General features: G+C 51.3%; 14 protein-coding genes. All 14 read left to right on the forward strand.

Going from position 1 to position 19,741, the window contains the following annotated elements; all coding sequences use genetic code 11:
• Positions 1–87 precede the first annotated feature (87 nt).
• The 14 genes from J0A67_RS19430 (at position 88) to J0A67_RS19495 (ending at position 19,721) form a co-directional block, all read left to right on the forward strand.
• The gene (locus tag J0A67_RS19430) at positions 88–1,716 is read left to right on the forward strand and encodes a glycoside hydrolase family 28 protein (protein WP_241265285.1); all 1,629 of its coding nucleotides are present in this window, start codon (positions 88–90) and stop codon (positions 1,714–1,716) included.
• Between the two features lies 1 nt (position 1,717).
• Positions 1,718–2,464 carry a rhamnogalacturonan acetylesterase gene (locus J0A67_RS19435; protein WP_206571059.1) on the forward strand — a complete coding sequence of 249 codons (747 nt, stop codon included), beginning with the start codon at positions 1,718–1,720 and terminating at the stop codon, positions 2,462–2,464.
• A 10-nt stretch (positions 2,465–2,474) separates the two neighbouring features.
• Positions 2,475–3,272 carry a rhamnogalacturonan acetylesterase gene (locus J0A67_RS19440; RefSeq protein WP_206571060.1) on the forward strand — a complete coding sequence of 266 codons (798 nt, stop codon included), beginning with the start codon at positions 2,475–2,477 and terminating at the stop codon, positions 3,270–3,272.
• A 7-nt stretch (positions 3,273–3,279) separates the two neighbouring features.
• Positions 3,280–4,077: a rhamnogalacturonan acetylesterase gene (locus tag J0A67_RS19445; protein ID WP_206571061.1), complete on the forward strand. Its 798-nt coding sequence runs from the start codon at positions 3,280–3,282 to the stop codon at positions 4,075–4,077.
• 99 nt (positions 4,078–4,176) lie between these two features.
• On the forward strand, positions 4,177–6,063 hold the full coding sequence (locus tag J0A67_RS19450; protein ID WP_206571062.1) for a pectinesterase family protein: 1,887 nt from the start codon (positions 4,177–4,179) through the stop codon (positions 6,061–6,063).
• Positions 6,064–6,435: 372 nt separating this feature from the next.
• On the forward strand, positions 6,436–9,705 hold the full coding sequence (locus tag J0A67_RS19455; RefSeq protein ID WP_206571063.1) for a SusC/RagA family TonB-linked outer membrane protein: 3,270 nt from the start codon (positions 6,436–6,438) through the stop codon (positions 9,703–9,705).
• A 12-nt stretch (positions 9,706–9,717) separates the two neighbouring features.
• Positions 9,718–11,532 (forward strand): RagB/SusD family nutrient uptake outer membrane protein, encoded by a 1,815-nt coding sequence (locus tag J0A67_RS19460; RefSeq protein WP_206571064.1) that lies wholly within the window; start codon positions 9,718–9,720, stop codon positions 11,530–11,532.
• Between the two features lie 25 nt (positions 11,533–11,557).
• The gene (locus J0A67_RS19465) at positions 11,558–13,210 is read left to right on the forward strand and encodes a DUF4957 domain-containing protein (RefSeq protein ID WP_206571065.1); all 1,653 of its coding nucleotides are present in this window, start codon (positions 11,558–11,560) and stop codon (positions 13,208–13,210) included.
• A gap of 79 nt (positions 13,211–13,289) precedes the next feature.
• Positions 13,290–14,759: a pectate lyase family protein gene (locus J0A67_RS19470; RefSeq protein WP_241265265.1), complete on the forward strand. Its 1,470-nt coding sequence runs from the start codon at positions 13,290–13,292 to the stop codon at positions 14,757–14,759.
• Positions 14,760–14,775: 16 nt separating this feature from the next.
• Entirely contained in the window at positions 14,776–15,180 is a 405-nt protein-coding gene (locus tag J0A67_RS19475) for a VOC family protein (protein ID WP_206571066.1), read from the forward strand.
• Complete coding sequence (locus J0A67_RS19480) at positions 15,177–16,508, forward strand: pectate lyase family protein (protein WP_206571067.1); 1,332 nt, start codon at positions 15,177–15,179, stop codon at positions 16,506–16,508. The genes J0A67_RS19475 and J0A67_RS19480 overlap by 4 nt, the downstream gene beginning before the upstream one ends.
• Positions 16,509–16,561: 53 nt before the next feature.
• Complete coding sequence (gene yiaK, locus J0A67_RS19485; RefSeq protein WP_206571068.1) at positions 16,562–17,572, forward strand: 3-dehydro-L-gulonate 2-dehydrogenase; 1,011 nt, start codon at positions 16,562–16,564, stop codon at positions 17,570–17,572.
• Positions 17,569–18,606, forward strand: a complete 1,038-nt coding sequence (locus J0A67_RS19490; protein WP_206571069.1) for a Gfo/Idh/MocA family protein — start codon at positions 17,569–17,571, stop codon at positions 18,604–18,606. Before yiaK ends, J0A67_RS19490 begins: the two co-directional genes overlap by 4 nt.
• Before the next feature lie 134 nt (positions 18,607–18,740).
• Positions 18,741–19,721 (forward strand): TRAP transporter substrate-binding protein, encoded by a 981-nt coding sequence (locus J0A67_RS19495; protein WP_206571070.1) that lies wholly within the window; start codon positions 18,741–18,743, stop codon positions 19,719–19,721.
• Positions 19,722–19,741: the final 20 nt, after the last annotated feature.

Raw genomic sequence — 19,741 nt, forward strand, 5'->3', positions numbered from 1 at the left:
TTCACCTTAAAAATAAATTGAAACAACACAACTAAGCATACCCAAAATATGAGACTACACAATTTGAAAATGGTTTTGGCGCTGGTGATGGCGGTGCTGGCAATGCCGGTTTTTGCCCAGATTTCTGATCAAGAAGTCTACGAAGGAATCGAATTTGACATGCCGAAGGTCAAGGAGACGAGTTTCCCAAATTTCTCCAAAAGCATCGCTGACTATGGCGCAGTGGGCAATGGTTTGATCAAAAACTCAGAGGCGTTCAAGTCGGCCATCGAGGAGGTAAACCAAAAAGGCGGAGGCAAGGTCATCGTCCCGCGTGGCATTTGGCTCACTGGTCCGATTACCTTGCTCAGCAACGTCAACCTGCACTTGGATGACGGTGCGTTGATCATTTTCTCCCGGGACAAAGACGACTACCCGCTGGTGGAGACCAGTTTTGAGGGTCTGAATACAGTCCGGTGCCTTTCTCCCATCAATGCCTACCAGGTCGAAAACATAGCGATCACTGGCAAAGGAACCATCGATGGTAGCGGCGATGCATGGAGATCTGTGAAAAAAGGCAAGATGACGGAAGATCAGTGGAAAAAGCTGGTGAAGTCCGGCGGCATCGTCGAAGGCTCCAACTGGTATCCATCCCAATCCTTTCTGGATGGATACAAAGCGAGTTCTTCCTTCAACGTGCCTGATACCAAAGACCGGGCACAGTTGGAAAAAATGAAGGATTTTCTCCGTCCTGTGATGGTAAGTATCCGCGAAAGTAAGCGTGTACTTTTGGACGGGCCTACCTTTCAAAACTCACCCGCTTGGAACATCCACCCGCTCATGTCCGAAGACGTGATCATCCGCAACCTGAATGTTCGCAATCCCTGGTATTCCCAAAATGGCGATGGACTTGATCTCGAATCCTGCAAAAATGCACTGATCTACAACAACACCTTTGACGTGGGTGACGACGCGATCTGCATCAAATCTGGCAAGGATAAGGACGGTAGAGAGCGAGCCGTCCCCACCGAAAATGTGATCATCAAAAACAACATCGTCTATCACGGACACGGGGGCGTCACTGTAGGCAGTGAGATGTCGAGTGGAGTGAAAAACATGCATGTTTCCGCCTGTACCTTTATTGGTACCGATATCGGATTGCGCTTCAAGAGCACCCGAGGCCGTGGGGGAGTGGTGGAAAATATCTGGATCTCTGATATCGATATGATTAACATTCCGACCGAGGCCATAGGATTCAACATGTTCTACACCGGCAACAGTCCGGTGATTGAGGAAGACCAAAGCGCAGATGACGAAGCCAGACAGGAAAACCTCGTTCCGGTGACGGAGGAGACTCCCGTTTTCAGAAATATCTGGATGAAGAACATCACCGTGACCGATTCCGAGATTTCCGCTTCTTTTATGGGACTGCCGGAGATGAAGCTGGAAAACGTGGTGCTGGAAAATGCCGTTTTAGAGGCTAAGAAAGGCATCACCGCAATAGACGCGGATGGCTTGCAACTGATCAATGTGAAAGTGATCTCCGAGGACACTCCGCTGACGATCTACAACAGCCAAAACGTCACTGTAGAGAAGTTTGCCTTTGGGGAAAATGACGGTCCTGCAGTAAAAGTCCTCGGCAAGTCTTCGAATATAAACTTGGACCATAAGGATTTTTCCGATCGCGCGAAAATCTCTGTAGGAAAAGGGCTGGACAGCGAGGTAAAACTGAAGTAACATGAAGGTCTTTTTGCTGAGTTTGGCGGTATCTGCGATGCTGCTTTTTTGGAAATCCACAGGAGGGGAAATCACTGTTTTCCTCGTCGGGGACTCCACCATGGCAGACAAGCCCTACACGGGTAGCAATCCGGAAAAAGGCTGGGGGCAGGTTTTTCCGCTCTATTTTAAGGAAGGTGTTCGTTTCGAAAACCACGCGATGAACGGACGCAGTACGAAGAGTTTTCGCGCAGAAGGGCGCTGGGACACGGTGATGGAGCGACTTAAGGCTGGCGACTATGTTATCATCGAGTTTGGGCACAATGACCAAAAAATCAACTCCGCCGACCGCTATGCTTTTGCCGATTCGACGTATCGGGACAATCTGACCCGGTTTGTCGACGAGGTGCGCGCCAAGGGAGGAAAGCCCGTCTTGGCCACGCCGATTTCCCGAAGGAGTTTTGACGAAAACGGCAACTTAACCGATACGCATGGACGCTACTCGGAGGTCGTTCGCGAGGTTGCCACGCAGCTGGACGTTCCGATCTTTGATCTCCATGGCAAGACCGTTGCCGTGATCGAGCAGTTCGGTGTTGAGAAATCCAAGGAGCTTTTCCTGCATTTCAAGCCCGGAGACTATGATAAATTTCCAAAAGGAGTCGAAGACAATACGCACCTGAGTCCAACCGGAGCTTTCAAAGTTGCCGATTTGGCGGTGGAGGAGTTGAAGCGGGAGTTGCCTGAGCTGGTTCCTTATCTAAAACCCTGAGCTTTACCTGATGCATTTCCTAAGAAAAAACAGATTCAACTTATTGTTGACCGTGCTGGTGCTGGTCACGTCGGCGTTTATTTCCCCGCGGGATGTCACCACCATTTACCTCATCGGCGACTCCACGATGGCGGATTATTCCACCTACGAAGGGGAAGACTACCTAAACAAGCGCTACCCGCTAATGGGTTGGGGCCAGGTTTTTCAGGAGCTTTTCGACCCAGCCTCCATCTCTTCGCTTAAGCACCTGATCCAAACAGATTCGGTACTAGTGGACGATCGGGCTAGGGGAGGCCGCAGTACGCGTACCTTTTTCGAGGAGGGAAGATGGTCTGCCGTGTACCGGGACTTGCGGCCGGGTGATCTGGTGCTCATGCAGTTTGGGCACAACGATGCCGCAAAGGATAAGACCGAGCGTTATGTAGCGACGGAGGGATACAAGGAGTACATTCGGCTTTTTGTGACCCAAACCCGGGAGAAAGGAGCCATCCCTATCGTACTCACGCCAGTCAATCGAAACTATCCCTGGAAGGACGGGAAGCTGGGAAATGTGCACGGAGAATATCACACCGCGGCGGTGGATGTAGCCAAGGAACTCGATGCTTTTCTGATCGACTTGACGCAGCGCTCGATGGATGCCTTTACGGAAAAGGGACAGGACTACGTCTCCGTACATTACTTCATGAATTTCGAGCCGGGCGTCTATCCCAATTACCCTGAGGGAAGCAAGGACAATACGCACTTTCTGCCCGAGGGAGCCAAAGCTGTGGCCCAGTTGGTGCTTGAGGGAATGCAGGAATTGAACTAAATCGGTTATGAAAGTTGCCCGAAAAAAGTTTTTGACACTGGCTGTGATGCTCCTGCTTTGTGTGGGCACAATGGCTTTTATGATTCAGGAAAAGGTCACCAAAATTTACCTTATCGGCGACTCCACCATGATGGATTACGACAAGTATCGGGAAGATTATCTGACCTCCATGTACCCTTTGTCGGGCTGGGGTCAGTTTTTTCAGGAACTCTTTGATGCCGAAACTGTCGATGCTCTGGGGGCTTTGATCCAGACCGATTCCGTGCTGGTGGACAATCGGGCCATTGGCGGACGTAGCACCCGTTCCTTTTTCGAAGAGGGGAGATGGGCGAAAGTATATCAGGACCTAATGCCGGGGGACTTGGTAATGATCCAGTTTGGGCATAACGACGCGACCCTGGAGCGGCCCTTGCGCTACGTGACTCCCGAGGCTTACAAGGAGTTTATCCGACTGTACGTCAACCAAAGTCGCGAAAAGGGTGCAATTCCGATTGTGATCACCCCGGTATCAAGAAACTTTCCTTGGAAAGATGGGAAGTTGGAAAATGCACATGGCGACTACTATACCGCCGCGGTGGAGGTCTCCGAAGAGCTCGGGGTACGGATGATCGATTTGACGATGAGCTCTATGGCGTTGTTTCAGACAAAGGGGGAAGAGTTTTCCGCCAAAAACTACTTCATGAATCTAGAGCCGGGTCAGTACCCAAACTATCCGGAGGGAAAGACGGACAATACCCACTTTGTGACAGAAGGAGCGAAGCAAGTTGCGAAGTTGGTGATGGAGGGAATGAAGGAGTTGAAGTAGTAATGGCGGATGACGTAAGACAGATGACCGAAGAATCGCCAAAGTTTGAGTTTAGTGTGGCTTGGGGTAGTCTATGTTTTTTGATACGAATCTGAAAATATGAAGCCATTTGCACACTTGTTTTTAATGATTCCGCTGGTTTTATCTGTTGTGGTTTCTTTTGCGCAGCAAAAGCCTATCGAGGCATTGGACGCAGAAAAGCTAAAGGGAAAAGTCGAGCATGACTTGGTCGTAGCCCAGGATGGAAGCGGACACTTTCGGACTATTTCAGAGGCGATCAAAGCCGTCCGCGTGTACCTTCCCAAGCCGATCACCGTCCATATCAAGCCGGGTATATACCGAGAAAAGCTGGTGATTCCAGGTCAGATTACGCATGTCACTTTTTGGGGCGAGGATCCCGGTAATACCATCATCAGCTTGGATGATTATGCGGCCAAGGACAACATGGGAACCTTTGAAACCTACACCCTGAAGGTCTTGGGGAGCGATCTGATTTTCAAAAATCTAACGATCCAAAATACCGCAGGGCCGGTTGGGCAGGCAGTGGCCCTGCATGCCGAAGGTGACCGCTTGGTGTTCGAAAACTGCCGGTTTCTCGGCAATCAAGACACGATGCTTGCTTCGGGCGAAGGCTCGAGGCAGCTGTACAAAAATTGCTACATCGAGGGTACGACGGACTTTATCTTTGGCTCGGCGACCGCATTCTTCGAGAATTGCACCATCCATTCCAAAGCAGATTCCTACATCACCGCAGCTTCTACTCCCCAGTGGGCGAGCCATGGCTTCGTCTTTATGGATTGCAAATTGACTGCAGACGATGGTGTGGGAAAAGTCTACTTGGGGCGTCCATGGCGTGATTTTGCGAAAACTGTTTTTGTCATGACAGAAATGGGGGAGCATATTCTTCCCATCGGCTGGCATGATTGGGGGCGGGAGGCAACAAAGTCCACGGTGTTTTATGCGGAGCTGCAAAGCCAAGGGCCTGGATCAGGCCCAGACAATCGGGCCGACTGGACCTACTTGCTTGATCCAAATGACTTGGAAAAGTATCAAAAGGCATCCGTCCTCTCTGGTCTCGGTCGCGACGCGGACTTCTACGGCAACCGCTGGTATGGTTACGAAAAAGACTCGTCCTTTAACCTCGAAGCCTCTTATCAGAAAGACAAGAAGAGCTTTCCCCAGATCATGCCAGTGCAGTTGGCTGTAAGGCCGGGGATCGAAATGCTCGAAAACAAAGTCTATAAAAGGCTCTGGGATAGAAGCTTAAAGCTGGACGTTTTCAAGCCGAAAATTATTGAAAAGACACTTCCCACGGTCCTCTTGGTGCATGGTGGAGGTTGGAAGTCTGGGGACAAAATCCTGCAACGATCCCTGGCTATACGCCTGGCTGAGCGTGGTTTTGTAGCAGTGCCAGTTGAGTATAGGCTTTCTCCCGAAGCCCAATATCCGGCGGCAGTGCAGGATCTGAAGGAGGCGGTTCGCTGGATCAAGGCCCATGCGTCTGAATTTGGGGTGGACAGTAGCCGAATAGCTATATCTGGTAGTTCGGCCGGAGCGCAGCTGGCCTCCTTAATGGGACTTTCCAGTCTGTCCGTCCATGAAGGAAATAGTGATCTTTCGCCAAGTTCTCGAGTGCAAGCTGTCATCAATATGGACGGCATCTTGGCTTTCCATCATCCGGAGTCGCTAGAAAGCAAAGTCGCTGCCGAATGGCTCGGCGGGCATTACGAGCAGATTCCCGAAATCTGGGAAGAGGCCTCCCCTGCTTACTTAAAGAACCCGACTTGGGTTCCCATGCTTTTTATCAATAGCCAGTACCCCCGCTTCCACGCCGGACGAGATGAGCTTGCGGAAAAGCTGAGAAAGGCTGGGGTTTCGGTCGAAATCCACACACTCCCAGATACCCCACATCCGTTTTGGCTATATCAGCCTTGGTTTGAACCTACGGTAGACCTGATCACCAGCTTCCTGAAGGAGATTTTTTGAGCTCGACAAAGAGTCATGTAATCGATTGTGCATTTGTTATTGATAAGCGTCGAAAATACCATACTAAAGCCTGTACTCCTTCGAATCTGAAGAATATCTAACCCGTATTTGGGCTATTTCGTGGAATTTTATGAAATAAATTGAAAAAAATCTTGACGGTTTCCGTACTTGTCACTATTATGCAATCGATTGCCTAAATCGATATCTAATTTGAAAAAGTTGGATGTACATTAAACCCAAAGACACATGCCTATTTCTCTCCTCTTCTTGTTCTGGCGTGGGAGTTCTCCTTGACTCCAGCAGACCTCTAGTCCTCCCCGGACTCCCGCAGAAATCAATTTCAATAAACACCTATAACCTCTAGAATTTGCAATGAATTTTACCAAACTCATTTTGGGTCTTCTGCTCGTGATGGGGATTTCGGTAGGCTGGGCTGAAGCACAGCAACTGAAAGTCTCCGGGGTGGTAACCAGTGAAGAGGGCGAAGTATTGCCGGGTGCATACGTTTTGCTCAAAGGAACCACTGTCGGCACCGTGACCGACATCGATGGCTCCTACACGCTCACAATCAGCGACCCCAACGGGACGCTGGTTTATTCCATGATAGGCATGGTCACACAGGAAATTCCTGTAGCCGCAAGGACGAAGGTCGATGTCGAGCTTCAGTTGGATATCTCTCAGCTGGAGACTGTCGAGGTCGTGGATTTTGGGTACGGCACTGTGAAGCGTACTGACCTTACAGGGTCGGTGGCATCCATGTCGGGCCGGGAACTAGCGAGGATTCCGGTGGCAAGTGCGGCTCAGGCTATAACAGGACGTCTTCCCGGTGTCAATGTGTTGACAACAGATGGCTCGCCGGATGCGGAAGTGGTCATTCGCGTTCGTGGCGGTGGCTCAATTACCCAAGATAATGCGCCACTCTACGTAGTTGACGGATTTATTGTAAGCAGCATCCGTGACATTCCGCCTTCGGACATCGAAAGTATTTCGGTACTGAAAGATGCTGCGGCGACAGCCATTTACGGCGCTCAGGCATCAAATGGCGTAATCGTGGTCACTACCAAGGCTCCTGTGGCAGGGCGAGTATCGGTGTCATACAACAACTTCTTCCAGTTTAAGAGCCTTCCAAAAAACAGGAAATACAAAGTGCTCGACTCCTACGAGTACGTGATGGCCAACTACGAGTACGCCAAGCTCCGTTCACAGTCTGACGTGGATCGATTTGAAAAGTATTTTGGGGTGTACGATGACTTGGAGCTCTACAGGCAAAAGCCAACTGCCGACTGGCAGGACGAGCTTTTCGGGGATCCCAAGCTTTCGCAATACCACAACCTATCCGTGTCCGGTGGGACCGACAAGACCAAGATTATGCTCAGCTTGACCAACAATACGGATGAGGGCTTGATGCTGAATTCGGGCTACAAGCGAAATGTGATCAATTTCAAGTTGAACCAGGAGCTGTCCAAAAAGTTGAGTGTGGATGCAGGTGCCAGAATCACCAATACAGTGGTAGACGGTGCTGGGACTTCCGGCAATGCCCAGATCAACATCAAAGATGCGGTCCAGACCCGACCTACCAATGGGATCGCAGACGAGCTGGACATCGACCTGACCCAGGTGAACTCAGAGGACGACTACCAGTCTTTCTTGCTGAGCATGGTGAGTCCAGTAGAACTCGCTGAGCAGGACTGGAGAAAAAGAACAGACAATGATTATGTATTCAATATTGGCCTGAACTGGAAAGTCGCAAAAGGCGTGGATTTTAAGTCCACCTTCAACTCTTCCAAGACTTTTCGCGAGGAACTCAGATTTTACGGCCCGCTGACTGGAGAGTCTTTCAACAATGGGGGTAGCATGCCGCTGGGTGTGAAGACTAACCGCAACTCCGATTCCTATCGCTGGCTGAACAGTGTCAATTGGAAGGTGAATAGACTGGGCAAAGATCATAGTCTCGACGTATTGCTGGGCCAGGAAGTTTACTCTACCGGTGGAAACTACCAAATGGTCCGTTCGGAGGATTTCAGGCTTTCCATCACACCCGAGGAGCTTTTTGCCAATATGACCTTCGGGCGCGTGGATCGTTTCGAGACTTCGGACGATACCGACATCAATAGATTTTCCCTTTTTGGCAGAGCCAACTACCAATTCAAGGACCGGTATCTCCTCACCGCAACCGTGAGATCGGATGCTTCCTCCCGCTTTTCGGAGGAAAACAGAGTCGGTATTTTCCCTGCAGTCGCCGTGGGATGGAAGATTTCAGAGGAAAATTTCATGAAAGACTCCAGGGTGTTTGACGAGCTGAAGCTCCGTGCGAGTATAGGCGAAACCGGAAATGACCGAATCGACGCTTCTGCGACGCAATTCCTCTTCCAAGGTTCTACCAACCGTGGGCCAGGATTTGGCAATGTGGACAACGCCTATTACACCCCAGCAAGCTCCGTACTCTACAATCCGGATTTGGTTTGGGAGACGACCATCAACAGAAATATCGGTTTGGACTTTACCCTGTGGAAAGCCAAGATCGCTGGAACTTTTGACGCCTACTACAACACCACGCGAGACCTGCTCCTGCAATCCGCTATCCCGGCAAATACCGGCTTCAGTACCCAGTGGGACAACATCGGCAGTACCTCAAACAAAGGGGTGGAGCTCGGGATCCAAGCCTATCTAGTAGACAAGGGTGACTTCTCCCTGTCCATCAACTTCAATACCGGCATCAACGTCGCCAGGATCGAGGAGCTGGACGGCACCAACGAGCGCTTCTTCCAGTCTAACTGGGCCAGCACCGACCTCAACAACATCAACGACTACTACCTGAGAGTGGGAGGGAAACTTGGCGATATCTACGGCTATGTCTCTGATGGATTCTACACTGCGGACGACTTCCAAGAATACAATGCCGTCACCGGCCAGTATCTATTGAAGGAAGGCGTGCCAAATTCAGGCGCTGCCGTCGGCAATACCAACATCCGTCCGGGCTACTGGAAGCTAAAGGATCTCAACGGCGACGGAGTCATCAATGCGGATGACCGCAAGGTAATCGGCAATGCGCTGCCCAAGAATCAGGGTGGGTTTGGCGTGAATGCCCGCTTCAAGGGCTTTGACGCACAGGTGTTCTTCAACTATCAATATGGAAACCAGGTGTACAACACTGGCAAGATCCAGTACAACCAATTCCGAAGAGTGACCTACGGAAACTTGCTGACCACTATGAATTCTGACAATCGCTACACCTACATCGACGTCGATGGAAGCTACACCGGCACTGCGGGTGAGGTGGTGACAGACTTGCAGCAGTTGGATGAGATGAACGCTGGCAAAACCATGTGGTCGCACAATAGCTTTGGCATCGCCGGAGCGGTGATCTCCGACTGGGCGGTAGAGGACGGGTCCTTCATCCGACTCAACGTCCTGACTTTGGGCTACTCTTTCCCCACGGATCTGATCTCCAAGATCGGGCTCTCCCAGCTGCGGATCTACGGCACGGGAAACAACCTGGCGATTTGGACGGATTATTCTGGCTATGACCCGGAAGTAAGCACCTCGAGAAGCAGTTCCTACGCTTCCTTGACTCCTGGAGTGGATTATTCTTCTTTCCCAAGAAGCCGCTCTTACACCGTAGGCTTAAATGTTACATTCTAAGGAACAAGAACCATGAAATCAAGCGCATATAAATCAATCATATTGGCTGCGGCTTCCTTCTTGGCGGTATCATGCAGCGACTTTCTGGAGCCCGAGTCACTATCCACTTTCGATGCGGACTACATCTACTCCAATGTGGATGACGCAAGAAAAGGCGTCAACGCCGTGTATAGCCATTTCGGACAGGATGCCTTTCGTAGCCGACTTTCCAACAACTTTGCGGGAAATACCGATATCGAACATCAAAGCGGATGGACGAGTACGGGAGACCGCTACCAAATATGGGATCTGAATGCCTTAGAGAGCAACCGGGATTTGGAAATAGTCTGGACCTATGCCTATCGGGCCATTCGTGATGCCAACATCTCCATCGAAGGACTTCAGGCCAGCGGCAAGCTGGAATCCGAGGACCCGGTCGAGAGAAGAACTATGAACCACCTGCTGGGCGAGGCGGTAACTCTTAAAGCCTACTGGTTCAGCATTCTGACTTTCTACTGGGGCGATGTGCCGTTTGTCGACTTCGCTCCCGTGGCCGGAGGGGACTTTCTTTTGCCGAAGGCGGACCGCAATGTAATCCTCACAGAGGTCATCAATGACATGATCGAGGTGGAGGAGAACATGATGTGGGCAGATGAGACTCCGTTTGGCATCGAACAGGTCACCAGGGAATATACCTTGGGAATGATCGCTCGTCTGGCATTGCAGCGTGGAGGATATTACCTCAAGGAGGATCTGACCATGGAGCGGGCTTCCGATTATCTGGACTATTACAAAATCGCCAGGGACTACACCGCGAAGCTCATCGAGCTCAAGGACCGCGAGCTGCCAAGAGACTACCGCCAGGTGTTCCTAAACCAGTCGAAGTTTATCTCGCCAGTGAATGCTGACGTGCTCTTCGAAGTGCCTTTCGCCTTGGGAAATGGGGACGTAGCTTGGAACATTGGCATTACGGTGGAAGGTGGTCCTACCGCCGCCCACACATTTGGTTCCGGCAACAACTACATGGCTATTCCTCCGACCTACTACTTCTCCTTCGATACTTTGGATGTGAGACGTGATGTCACTTGTGCACTTTATAAGGTCAATGCAAGTTTCCAAGAGGAATTCGTAAACAACCGAACCAACATCGCCCAAGGCAAGTGGAGCCGACACTTTCTGGAGAACCCTCCAGGCGCATCCTCCGCAAAGGGTACCGGTATCAACTGGCCCATGCTGCGCTACGCGGATGTTTTGCTGATGTTTGCCGAAGCGGAAAACGAACTCAATGGACCGACTGATGCAGCGCAAGAGCAGCTAAAGCGGGTAAGAAGAAGGGCCTTCAATGAGTCGCTTTGGTCTGAAAAGGTCGATGGCTATGTGACCTCCGTTTCTGGGAACAAAGAAGATTTCTTTGAAGCGATCGTCGATGAAAGAGCTTGGGAGTTTGGTGGTGAGATGATCCGAAAGTACGAACTGATTCGCTGGGGTAACTACTCCCAGAAAATGCAGGAGACTGTTGAAGGACTGAAGAAGATGGCCGACGATGCTTACAATGGTACTGGCAACTTGCCTGACTACATGTACTGGAAGTTGGACGAAAAGGGGGACTTTACCATCCTAAACCCGAATACAAAGGTGGTAGCTCCACCAGACGATTCTTGGAACCAAGTTCCTTTCTTGCTCAGCATGCACGACGAAACCTATACCTACTCCCAGTGGATAACCAAGGACTGGGCAAACTACATCGAAGGACCCAAGCCAGGCGTAGTTCGGTATATTTTCCCTATCCCGGCCAGCGCCGTGGCCAATAGCCAAGGCACCCTTGACAATACCGGATATGGATTCTAATCCCAAAAGCCAAAAAGCAACAACAATGAACCTATCAAAAATCAATATTTCCAGACTCCTTCTGTTGGCTGTGTTCGGGATACTCGGATTCACGGCCTGCAAGGAGGACGAAATGGTGTATGAGCAGACCCGGCTGTTTCGGCCGGTGCTCAACGAGGAGCTCTTTTCAGAGGCCAATACGATCATCGTCAATATGGGTAACCTCAGGCAGGCCGTGTCCTATACCCTGGAGGTGAGCAGGGATACGTTTAAGACTGTGGACTATCTGATAGAGACCGATACTGCCTACGTCGTGGTCGATAAAAACCTCGTAGGGGAAGACTTGTTTTGGAATACCCTGTATCAAGTACGTGCAACCGCACGAGCCGCAGATGCGCAATATGACAGCAAGGCCTCCGATCTTGGAAATGTCCGTACACAGCGTTTTCCAAGCATCATCAATGATCCCTCTACCTACGACGTGATTGACATCGCTGCCCGGGTGACCTGGGTCAAAGCTGGCGCTGCCGTCACCAGTACCAAAGTATTTGCCGGAGACGACCTCAAGCTGACTACTCCGCTGATGCCTGAGCAGCCGGTAGAAGGGGACTTGGCGGAGACGGTTGTGACGGGCCTTGAGCCAGATACACAGTATCAGATCGCAATCTACAGTGACGACGTTCTTCGCGGCTGGGCCGCTTACACCACTTTGCCTGCCGATATCGATCCCAATGCGCCGGGAGTGATTGACGTCCGAGAAAATACCAGCCTCTCCGCCGTAGCGGATGCCGTAGCTACGGCACCGGATGGAGCTACGATTCTTGTTAAAAAGGGAATGACCTATGACCTTCCCTCCGAAGCCTTGGACAAGTCTATTACCATTCGGGCGGCGTACGGATTTGGTGCGGATAAGGCCAAACTCTACACTACCGGCAACTGGAACATTGCGGCTGGAGCACAGATCGACCATATCCGCTTTGTGGACCTGGAGCTGAGGGGAGCCGACTATACTGGAGATTATGTGTTCAACCCGAATGCGAGCGGTATCCGGGTAGGTGAACTGCTTTTCGACAACTGTGAAATCGGCACTTTCAGAGGAATCCTCAGAATCCGTGGTACCGTGGAAATCGACCAATACATCATCAGAAATTCCATGGTAGACAGCATTGGAGGCTATGGTCTCTTGACCACGGATACCGATCCCAAGCCAAGTGATCCCACCGCCAGGGTAAACAACATCCTCTTCGAAAATTCCACCTTCAACAAAATCCAAGGGGGTATCACGTCGAGAAACAACTCCAATTCGGTCACCATCGAGTCTTGTACCTTTGCCAATTTTCCGGCGACTGGCGGCCTTTTACTCCGATACCGTGGCGGCGAGGGCAATAACAACGTGACCCAGGGTGTGAAGATCTACAATAGCGTTTTCGGACACGGATGGGATGAGGCTGGCGCCGACATTTATTCCATTCGCGGTATCGAAGGACTGGAAACCACGGTGTTTGACGTCATCAATGTCTTCAGCACGGCCGATTTTTCCTTCGCCTCAGGGCCGATCCCCGGATTCCCGATTGGGAACTATTCCAAGGGTCAAAACGACCTTTGGGTCAATCCGAATGCGAATGATTTCAATTTTAAAGACGGCGGTTTTTCCGGAAAATACACCACCGGAGATCCCCGATGGAGAGTTAAACTTTGACTATAAGCATGGGTTATTAATTGGATAAAGGGTGGGGCTGTAGCCTCACCTTTTTATTAAAAACCTATCCAGCTATTCTATGAAAAAGACCTTTTTGATTCTGTTTTGGGGAGTTTTGTTCTTTGGTTGTTCCGAGGGGGATGCCGTTCAGGTGCCAGATGTGCAGAAGGAGGAAGTCCTGCCTCCCTACACTGGTCCGGTGTATGCATTTCCCGGTGCCGAGGGATTTGGCAGGGAGACGACCGGGGGGCGCGGAGGAAAAGTCATCTACGTCACCAGTCTCGAAGATGATGGCAGCATAGGCACACTTCGCCATGCCGTAAACCAATCCGGCAAACGAACCATCGTATTTGCCGTGGGAGGGAACATAAAGCTGAAGTCTCGGCTCAATATCACCCAAGGCGACCTGACCATTGCCGGCCAGAGTGCCCCAGGCGGAGGTATCACCATCCGTGATTATCCGGTCGTCATCAATGCCAGCAACATCATCATTCGCTACATGAGATTCCGGATGGGAGATGTCGCTGCGCAACAGGCAGACGCATTGGAAGCCAGATTTCAGAAAAATATCATCATCGACCACTGTTCCCTGAGCTGGTCGACCGACGAGACTGCGACCTTCTACGCCAATGAGAACTTTACGCTTCAATGGAGTATTATTTCCGAAAGCCTGAGAACATCCGTCCACCAAAAGGGCTCCCATGGCTATGGGGGTATTTGGGGAGGGAAAAACGCCTCTTTTCACCACAATCTGCTCGCCCATCACGACAGCCGAAACCCAAGACTGGGAGAGGAGGCGGGGAAAGCCTTTGCACTGACGGACCTGGTCGACATGAGAAACAATGTGATCTACAATTGGGCTAGCAACAGTGCCTATGGTGGTGAGGCGATGAACGTGAATATTGTAAACAACTACTACAAGCCAGGCCCAGCGACTCCAAGCGGAAGCAAGCGAAACCGTATCGTTTCTATTGACAAAAACAAGATCGCAGGAACTGAGGTCTATGACATCTGGGGTAAATTTTACGTCGATGGCAACGTGGTAGAGGGGAACGCTCAAGTGCTTGCCGACAACTGGGGATTGGGTGTACTCAACCACTTCCACGGAAGCTATGGCCAGATCCCCCAGGGAGATTTGAATGCCATGCGACTGGATGCGCCACATGACATCAAGCAAAACGTCACGACACATAGCGCAGCAGAGGCTTTGGACTTGGTGTTGGCAAATGCCGGCCACTCCCTGCACCGTGATGCCGTGGATCTCCGTATCTTAGCGAATGTGAAGTCTAATTCCTTCGACTTTCCCGGCTCGCTGGGCAGTAACAACGGAATCATCGACTCCCAATCCGACGTTGGCGGATGGCCTGAGCTTGAGCCCGGGATGAGTACGCTCGATATGGACAAAGATGGCATTCCGGATGCTTGGGAGACTGAAAACAAACTGGATCCCAACGATCACGAAGATGGGGCCAAAGTCAAGTCGGGTACTCCATACACCTATTTGGAAATCTATCTGAACAGTCTCCCAAATGGATTTCCCTTGATCTGACAATATTATATTACTTATGAAATTTGAACATTTTGCGCTGAACGTCCCCAGTCCAAAGGCCATGTCGCATTGGTATGAAAAACACCTTGGGTTAAGGGTTCGAAAGAAGATGGCCTCGGCCCCTTACATGACGTTCCTGGTCGACGACAGCGGCACGGTGATGCTGGAACTGTATTCCAACCCAAGGGGAGAAACCTTGGAGTTTTCCAAGCTGCATCCTTTAGCGGTGCATCTGGCTTTGGTGTCCGAAGATCCGGCTGGGGACAAAGCCCGTCTGATCAAAGCCGGAGCGGAAGAGATTAGCGACGACATTTTGCCGGATGGCTCCCACTTGGTCATGTTGCGCGATCCCTGGGGAGTCTGCCTTCAGCTATGCAAGAGGGCGGTTCCGATGCTGGACGATATTTCCAAAGCAGGATGAGAAAATCCATTTTTTTGTTCCTGGGTCTGTTTTTGATCTTTTGCTCGGCGATCTGTGCCCAAACTCCCCGCGAAGTTTTGGCATTTCCGGGTGCTGAAGGTTTTGGGAAGTTTACGACGGGGGGTCGGGGCGGCAAAGTTTATGTGGTGACCAGCTTGGCCGACAAAGGGCCTGGAACTTTGCGCGAAGCGATCCAGAAAAAAGAAGCGCGCGTGATCACCTTTGCGGTGGCCGGGACGATAGCATTGGAGTCTTCCTTGGACATCAACTACGGCAATCTGACCATCGCGGGGCAGTCTGCTCCAGGGGAAGGGATCACGCTGAAGAATTTTTCCCTTAAGATCAAAGCTGACAACGTCATCGTGCGCTACATCCGCAGCCGCATGGGCGACGAGCGCCAAACGCAGGACGACGCCATGAGCGCCACTCGGGTGAAGGACGTGATCATCGACCACTGCTCGCTCAGCTGGGCGACGGACGAATGCGGCTCCTTCTACGACAATGAAAACTTCACGCTTCAGTATTGCATCCTGTCCGAGAGTCTCAACCATTCTGTACACGAAAAGGGAGAACATGGCTATGGAGGCATCTGGGGCGGAATAAAGGCTTCTTTTCTCTATAATCTCCTCTCCGATCACAATAGCCGCAACCCCCGCTTCAATGGAGCGCGCTACCACAAAGTGCCTGAAAAGGAACTGGCGGACTTCCGCAACAACGTCATCTACAATTGGATGGGCAATAGTTCCTATGCTGGCGAGGAGGGCAATTACAACATGGTCAACAACTACTATAAGCCAGGTCCCGCCACCCCTGAAAAGAATGTCCGGATTCTGGACCCATATAAACCCTACGGCAAGTTTTTCTTGAATGGAAATGTGGTGGAAGGCTTTCCCCAAATCTCCGAGGACAACTCCTTGGGAGTTTACAAGCCTGAAGAGGGCTGGAAATTGCTGGATGAAGAATTGGAATACGCTGGTGCAAAAACCTACTTGGCTGACAAAGCTCTAGAGGTGGTATTGGGCAATGCGGGTGCTAGCTTGGCGAGAGATGCCGTGGATAAGCGTATCGTTGAGGAAGCGAAGACCGGGACGGAATCGTTTGGTCAAAACGGGATCATCGACTCGCAATCCCAGGTTGGAGGCTGGCCCAAATTGGCTGGGGGTGCTCCATCCCAAGATACCGACAAAGATGGGATGCCGGACGACTGGGAGAAATCTCATGGGCTCGACCCAAAATCCCCTCTCGACGCTGGCCTTTTTTCCTTGCATGGGCAGTACTCCAACATCGAAGTTTACCTGAACAGCCTAGTCACCGCTAATCCGAAATAGAATTGGCGAATTGATCTAAGCTGGGTATCTTGGTTTCATACCGACCTTAGCCCATGACAGACCTCCTTATCCCTTTTCCAGAGCTGCATGACACGCTCATGCGAGTACTTGTAAAGGAGGGGTTTGCCGAGGATGCGGCTTTTCGCTGCGCCGAACTCTTCGCCAAAACGGATCTCGACGGCGTGCGATCCCATGGAGTCGAACGTTTTGGGAGGTTTCTTTCATACATCCGGCAGGAAATGGTTTTTCCGGATCGAAAGCCTGTGTTGCTTTCCAAGTCTGGCTTTTTTGAGCGTTGGGACGGGCAGCTCGGTCCTGGAAATCTCAATGCGCAAAATGCGATGAACCGCGCGATGGCACTTTCCTCCGAAAATGGGATCGGCTGTGTGGCTTTGGCCTTTACCAATCACTGGATGCGGGGAGGAAGCTACGGCTGGCAAGCCGTGGAGCAGGGCAAGATCGGAATCTGTTTTACCAACACCATGCCCAATATGCCCGCATGGGACGCCAAGGAACCCCGTTTGGGCAATAATCCTTTGGTAATCGCCATCCCGAGAGCAAGTGGTCCGGTGGTACTGGACATGGCCATGTCGCAATTTGCCTATGGCAAACTGAGTCGACTGGCAGCGGCTGGGGAAAAGGCATCATTTCCGGCTGGCTTTGATGGACAGGGCAAGTTGACCCAAGATCCGAGCACTGTTTTGCAGCATCAGTCAGCGCTGCCTATCGGACTCTGGAAAGGAGCTGGACTGTCCTTGATGATCGATTTGTTGGCAGCCCTCCTTTCTGGTGGAAACAGCGTCAGCGACATCGGATCAAAACCTTTGGAATCAGGGCTTTCGCAGGTGTTCATAGCGCTGGATCCGAAAGTATTGGGTTTGGAGGCTTGGTTTGAGGAAAAAGCGGAGGCAATCATCACAGACTATTTGGGTGCGGAGGCCCTTGATGGCAGATCGGTCTTTTATCCCGGTCAGCAGACTTTGCGGACCCGTAAGAAAAACCTGGAACTAGGCATCCCAGTCGCAAAGGACACTTGGGCGCAAATCATAAACGAACTGAAATGAGCAATACAAAAGGAATAGGAATCGTCGGCACGGGTGCCATTGCGATCAAGCATGCCCAAGCTATCGAAGAACTTACAGGAGCCGAATTGGTCGGACTTTTCAACCCCAATCCCAAAAGTGCGGAAGCAGCCAAAGAGAAGTTTTCCGCTCCCGTGTTTTCGGACATGGAGGAATTTTTGGCAGTGGATGGCTTGGATATCGTCTGCATCTGCACGCCGAGCGGCATGCATCTCGAGCCTGGACTTGCCGCAATCGAAGCGGGTAAGCACCTGATGGTGGAGAAGCCGATAGAGATCAACCCCGAGCGCGCAGACCAACTGATCAAGACCGCCGAGGAAAAAGGCGTTCAGCTGGCGGTGATCTTCCAAAACAGATTTTCCCCCGACTATCAAAAACTGAAAAAAGCCGTGGACGACGGAGTTTTTGGACGCCTGCTGATGGGGAATGCCTATGTCAATTGGTTTAGAAACTCGGCTTACTACTCGACCAGCAAATGGAAGGGAACGCTCAAAGCCGATGGGGGTGGAGCTTTGATCAATCAGGGGATCCATACCATTGACCTCCTTTTGGATCTCATGGGCGAGGTGAGAAATGTTTATGGGCAGGTACAGACCACGCTTTATCCGATCGAAGGAGAAGACTTGGGCGCTGCCTTGGTCAATTTCCAAAGCGGGGCTTTGGGCAACATCACCTCGGCGACAGCTCTTTATCCCGGATATCCGGAGCGTATCGAAATTTTTGGCACGGAGGGTAGCGCCATTTTGGAGGGCGGCAAGCTGACCGCTTGGAACCTGAAAAACCAACCGCCCTTGGAGATGTCCGTCGACTCGGCAGGGGGCGGCGGTTCCTCGGACCCCAACGCAATAGGAATCCAACTTCACCTTGATCAGTGGAAGCTGTTTTTGGAGGCTCTGGATTCAGGCCGTGAAGTGGTAGTGGATGGCAAAACGGCACGGAAATCCGTGGCCTTGATCTGTGCCATCTACGAATCCTCAAAAACCGGGAAGGTGGTCCAGCAGCCTTTTGGAGGCTGAAGAGATGCGCTCCATGCAGTGCCGAGGATAGAAAGTGTGCCTCCATGCGCTTCTAAATCGATTCCGTAGATTCTCAGCATGGTAAAAAGGGAAAGGCTAATATTGTTATCCCCAAGTCAGTAAAACAAAACCCAATGAAAAAAATCAGCCTCATAGTTTCTTTTTTGATCTCCTGCATGCTGTGGTCCTGTTCGGATCAGCTCGGTGTCAGGGTCATCAAGCTCGGTCACGCCCAAGTGGTCAACCACCCGGTTCATGAGGCGATGCTTTTCATGGGGAAAAGAATAGAGGAGAAGTCCGGAGGAAAAATCAAGGTCAAAGTCTACCCCAACCAGCAGTTGGGATCTGAGCGAGAACTGGTCGAACTGCTTCAGGTTGGTAGCCTTGCAATGACCAAGGTGTCCGCCGCAGCGTTAGAGGGATTTGCGCCGATGATGCAGGTTTATGGCATGCCTTACCTTTTCCGGGACGACGAGCATCAGAAGAAAGTATTGAACGGTCCCATAGGGCGACAGCTGCTGTTGGATGGAGAGGAATTCTGGCTTAGAGGCTTATGCTATTATGATGCGGGCAAAAGAAGTTTTTACACAAAAGACAAGCCGGTCAATACTCCTGCGGACTTGGCAGGACTGAAGGTCCGGGTGATGGAAAGTCCCACCGCATCCAATATGGTCAAGGCCATGGGAAGCTCACCAACTCCGGTTTCCTATGGGGAGCTTTACACCGCACTTCAGCAGGGTATAGTCGATGCGGCGGAAAACAATGCGCCAAGCCTCTATACTTCCAAGCACTACGAGGTCTGCAAGTTTTACAGCTTGGATGAGCATACCTCCATTCCCGATGTGGTCATCATGAGTACCAAAGTCTGGAACAAGCTTTCTCCAGAAGAGCAGGCTTGGGTCCAAGAAGCCGCCGACGAGTCGGCGGAGTACGAGTCTGTGCTCTGGGCAAAATCCGACGCGGAGTCAATGGCTGGACTTGAAGCCGCTGGAGTGACCATCGTCCGTCCGGACAAGGAGCCTTTCCGCAAGGCCGTCGAGGGTGTCTACGAGCAGCTCAAGATCTCCCAGCCCGAAATATACGCCGTCGTCCAGGCCATCCGAGAAGTCCAATAATCCCTCAAACCCAAAACGAT

The organism is Algoriphagus aestuariicola (assembly GCF_017254835.1).
Classification (GTDB): Bacteria; Bacteroidota; Bacteroidia; order Cytophagales; family Cyclobacteriaceae; genus Algoriphagus; species Algoriphagus aestuariicola.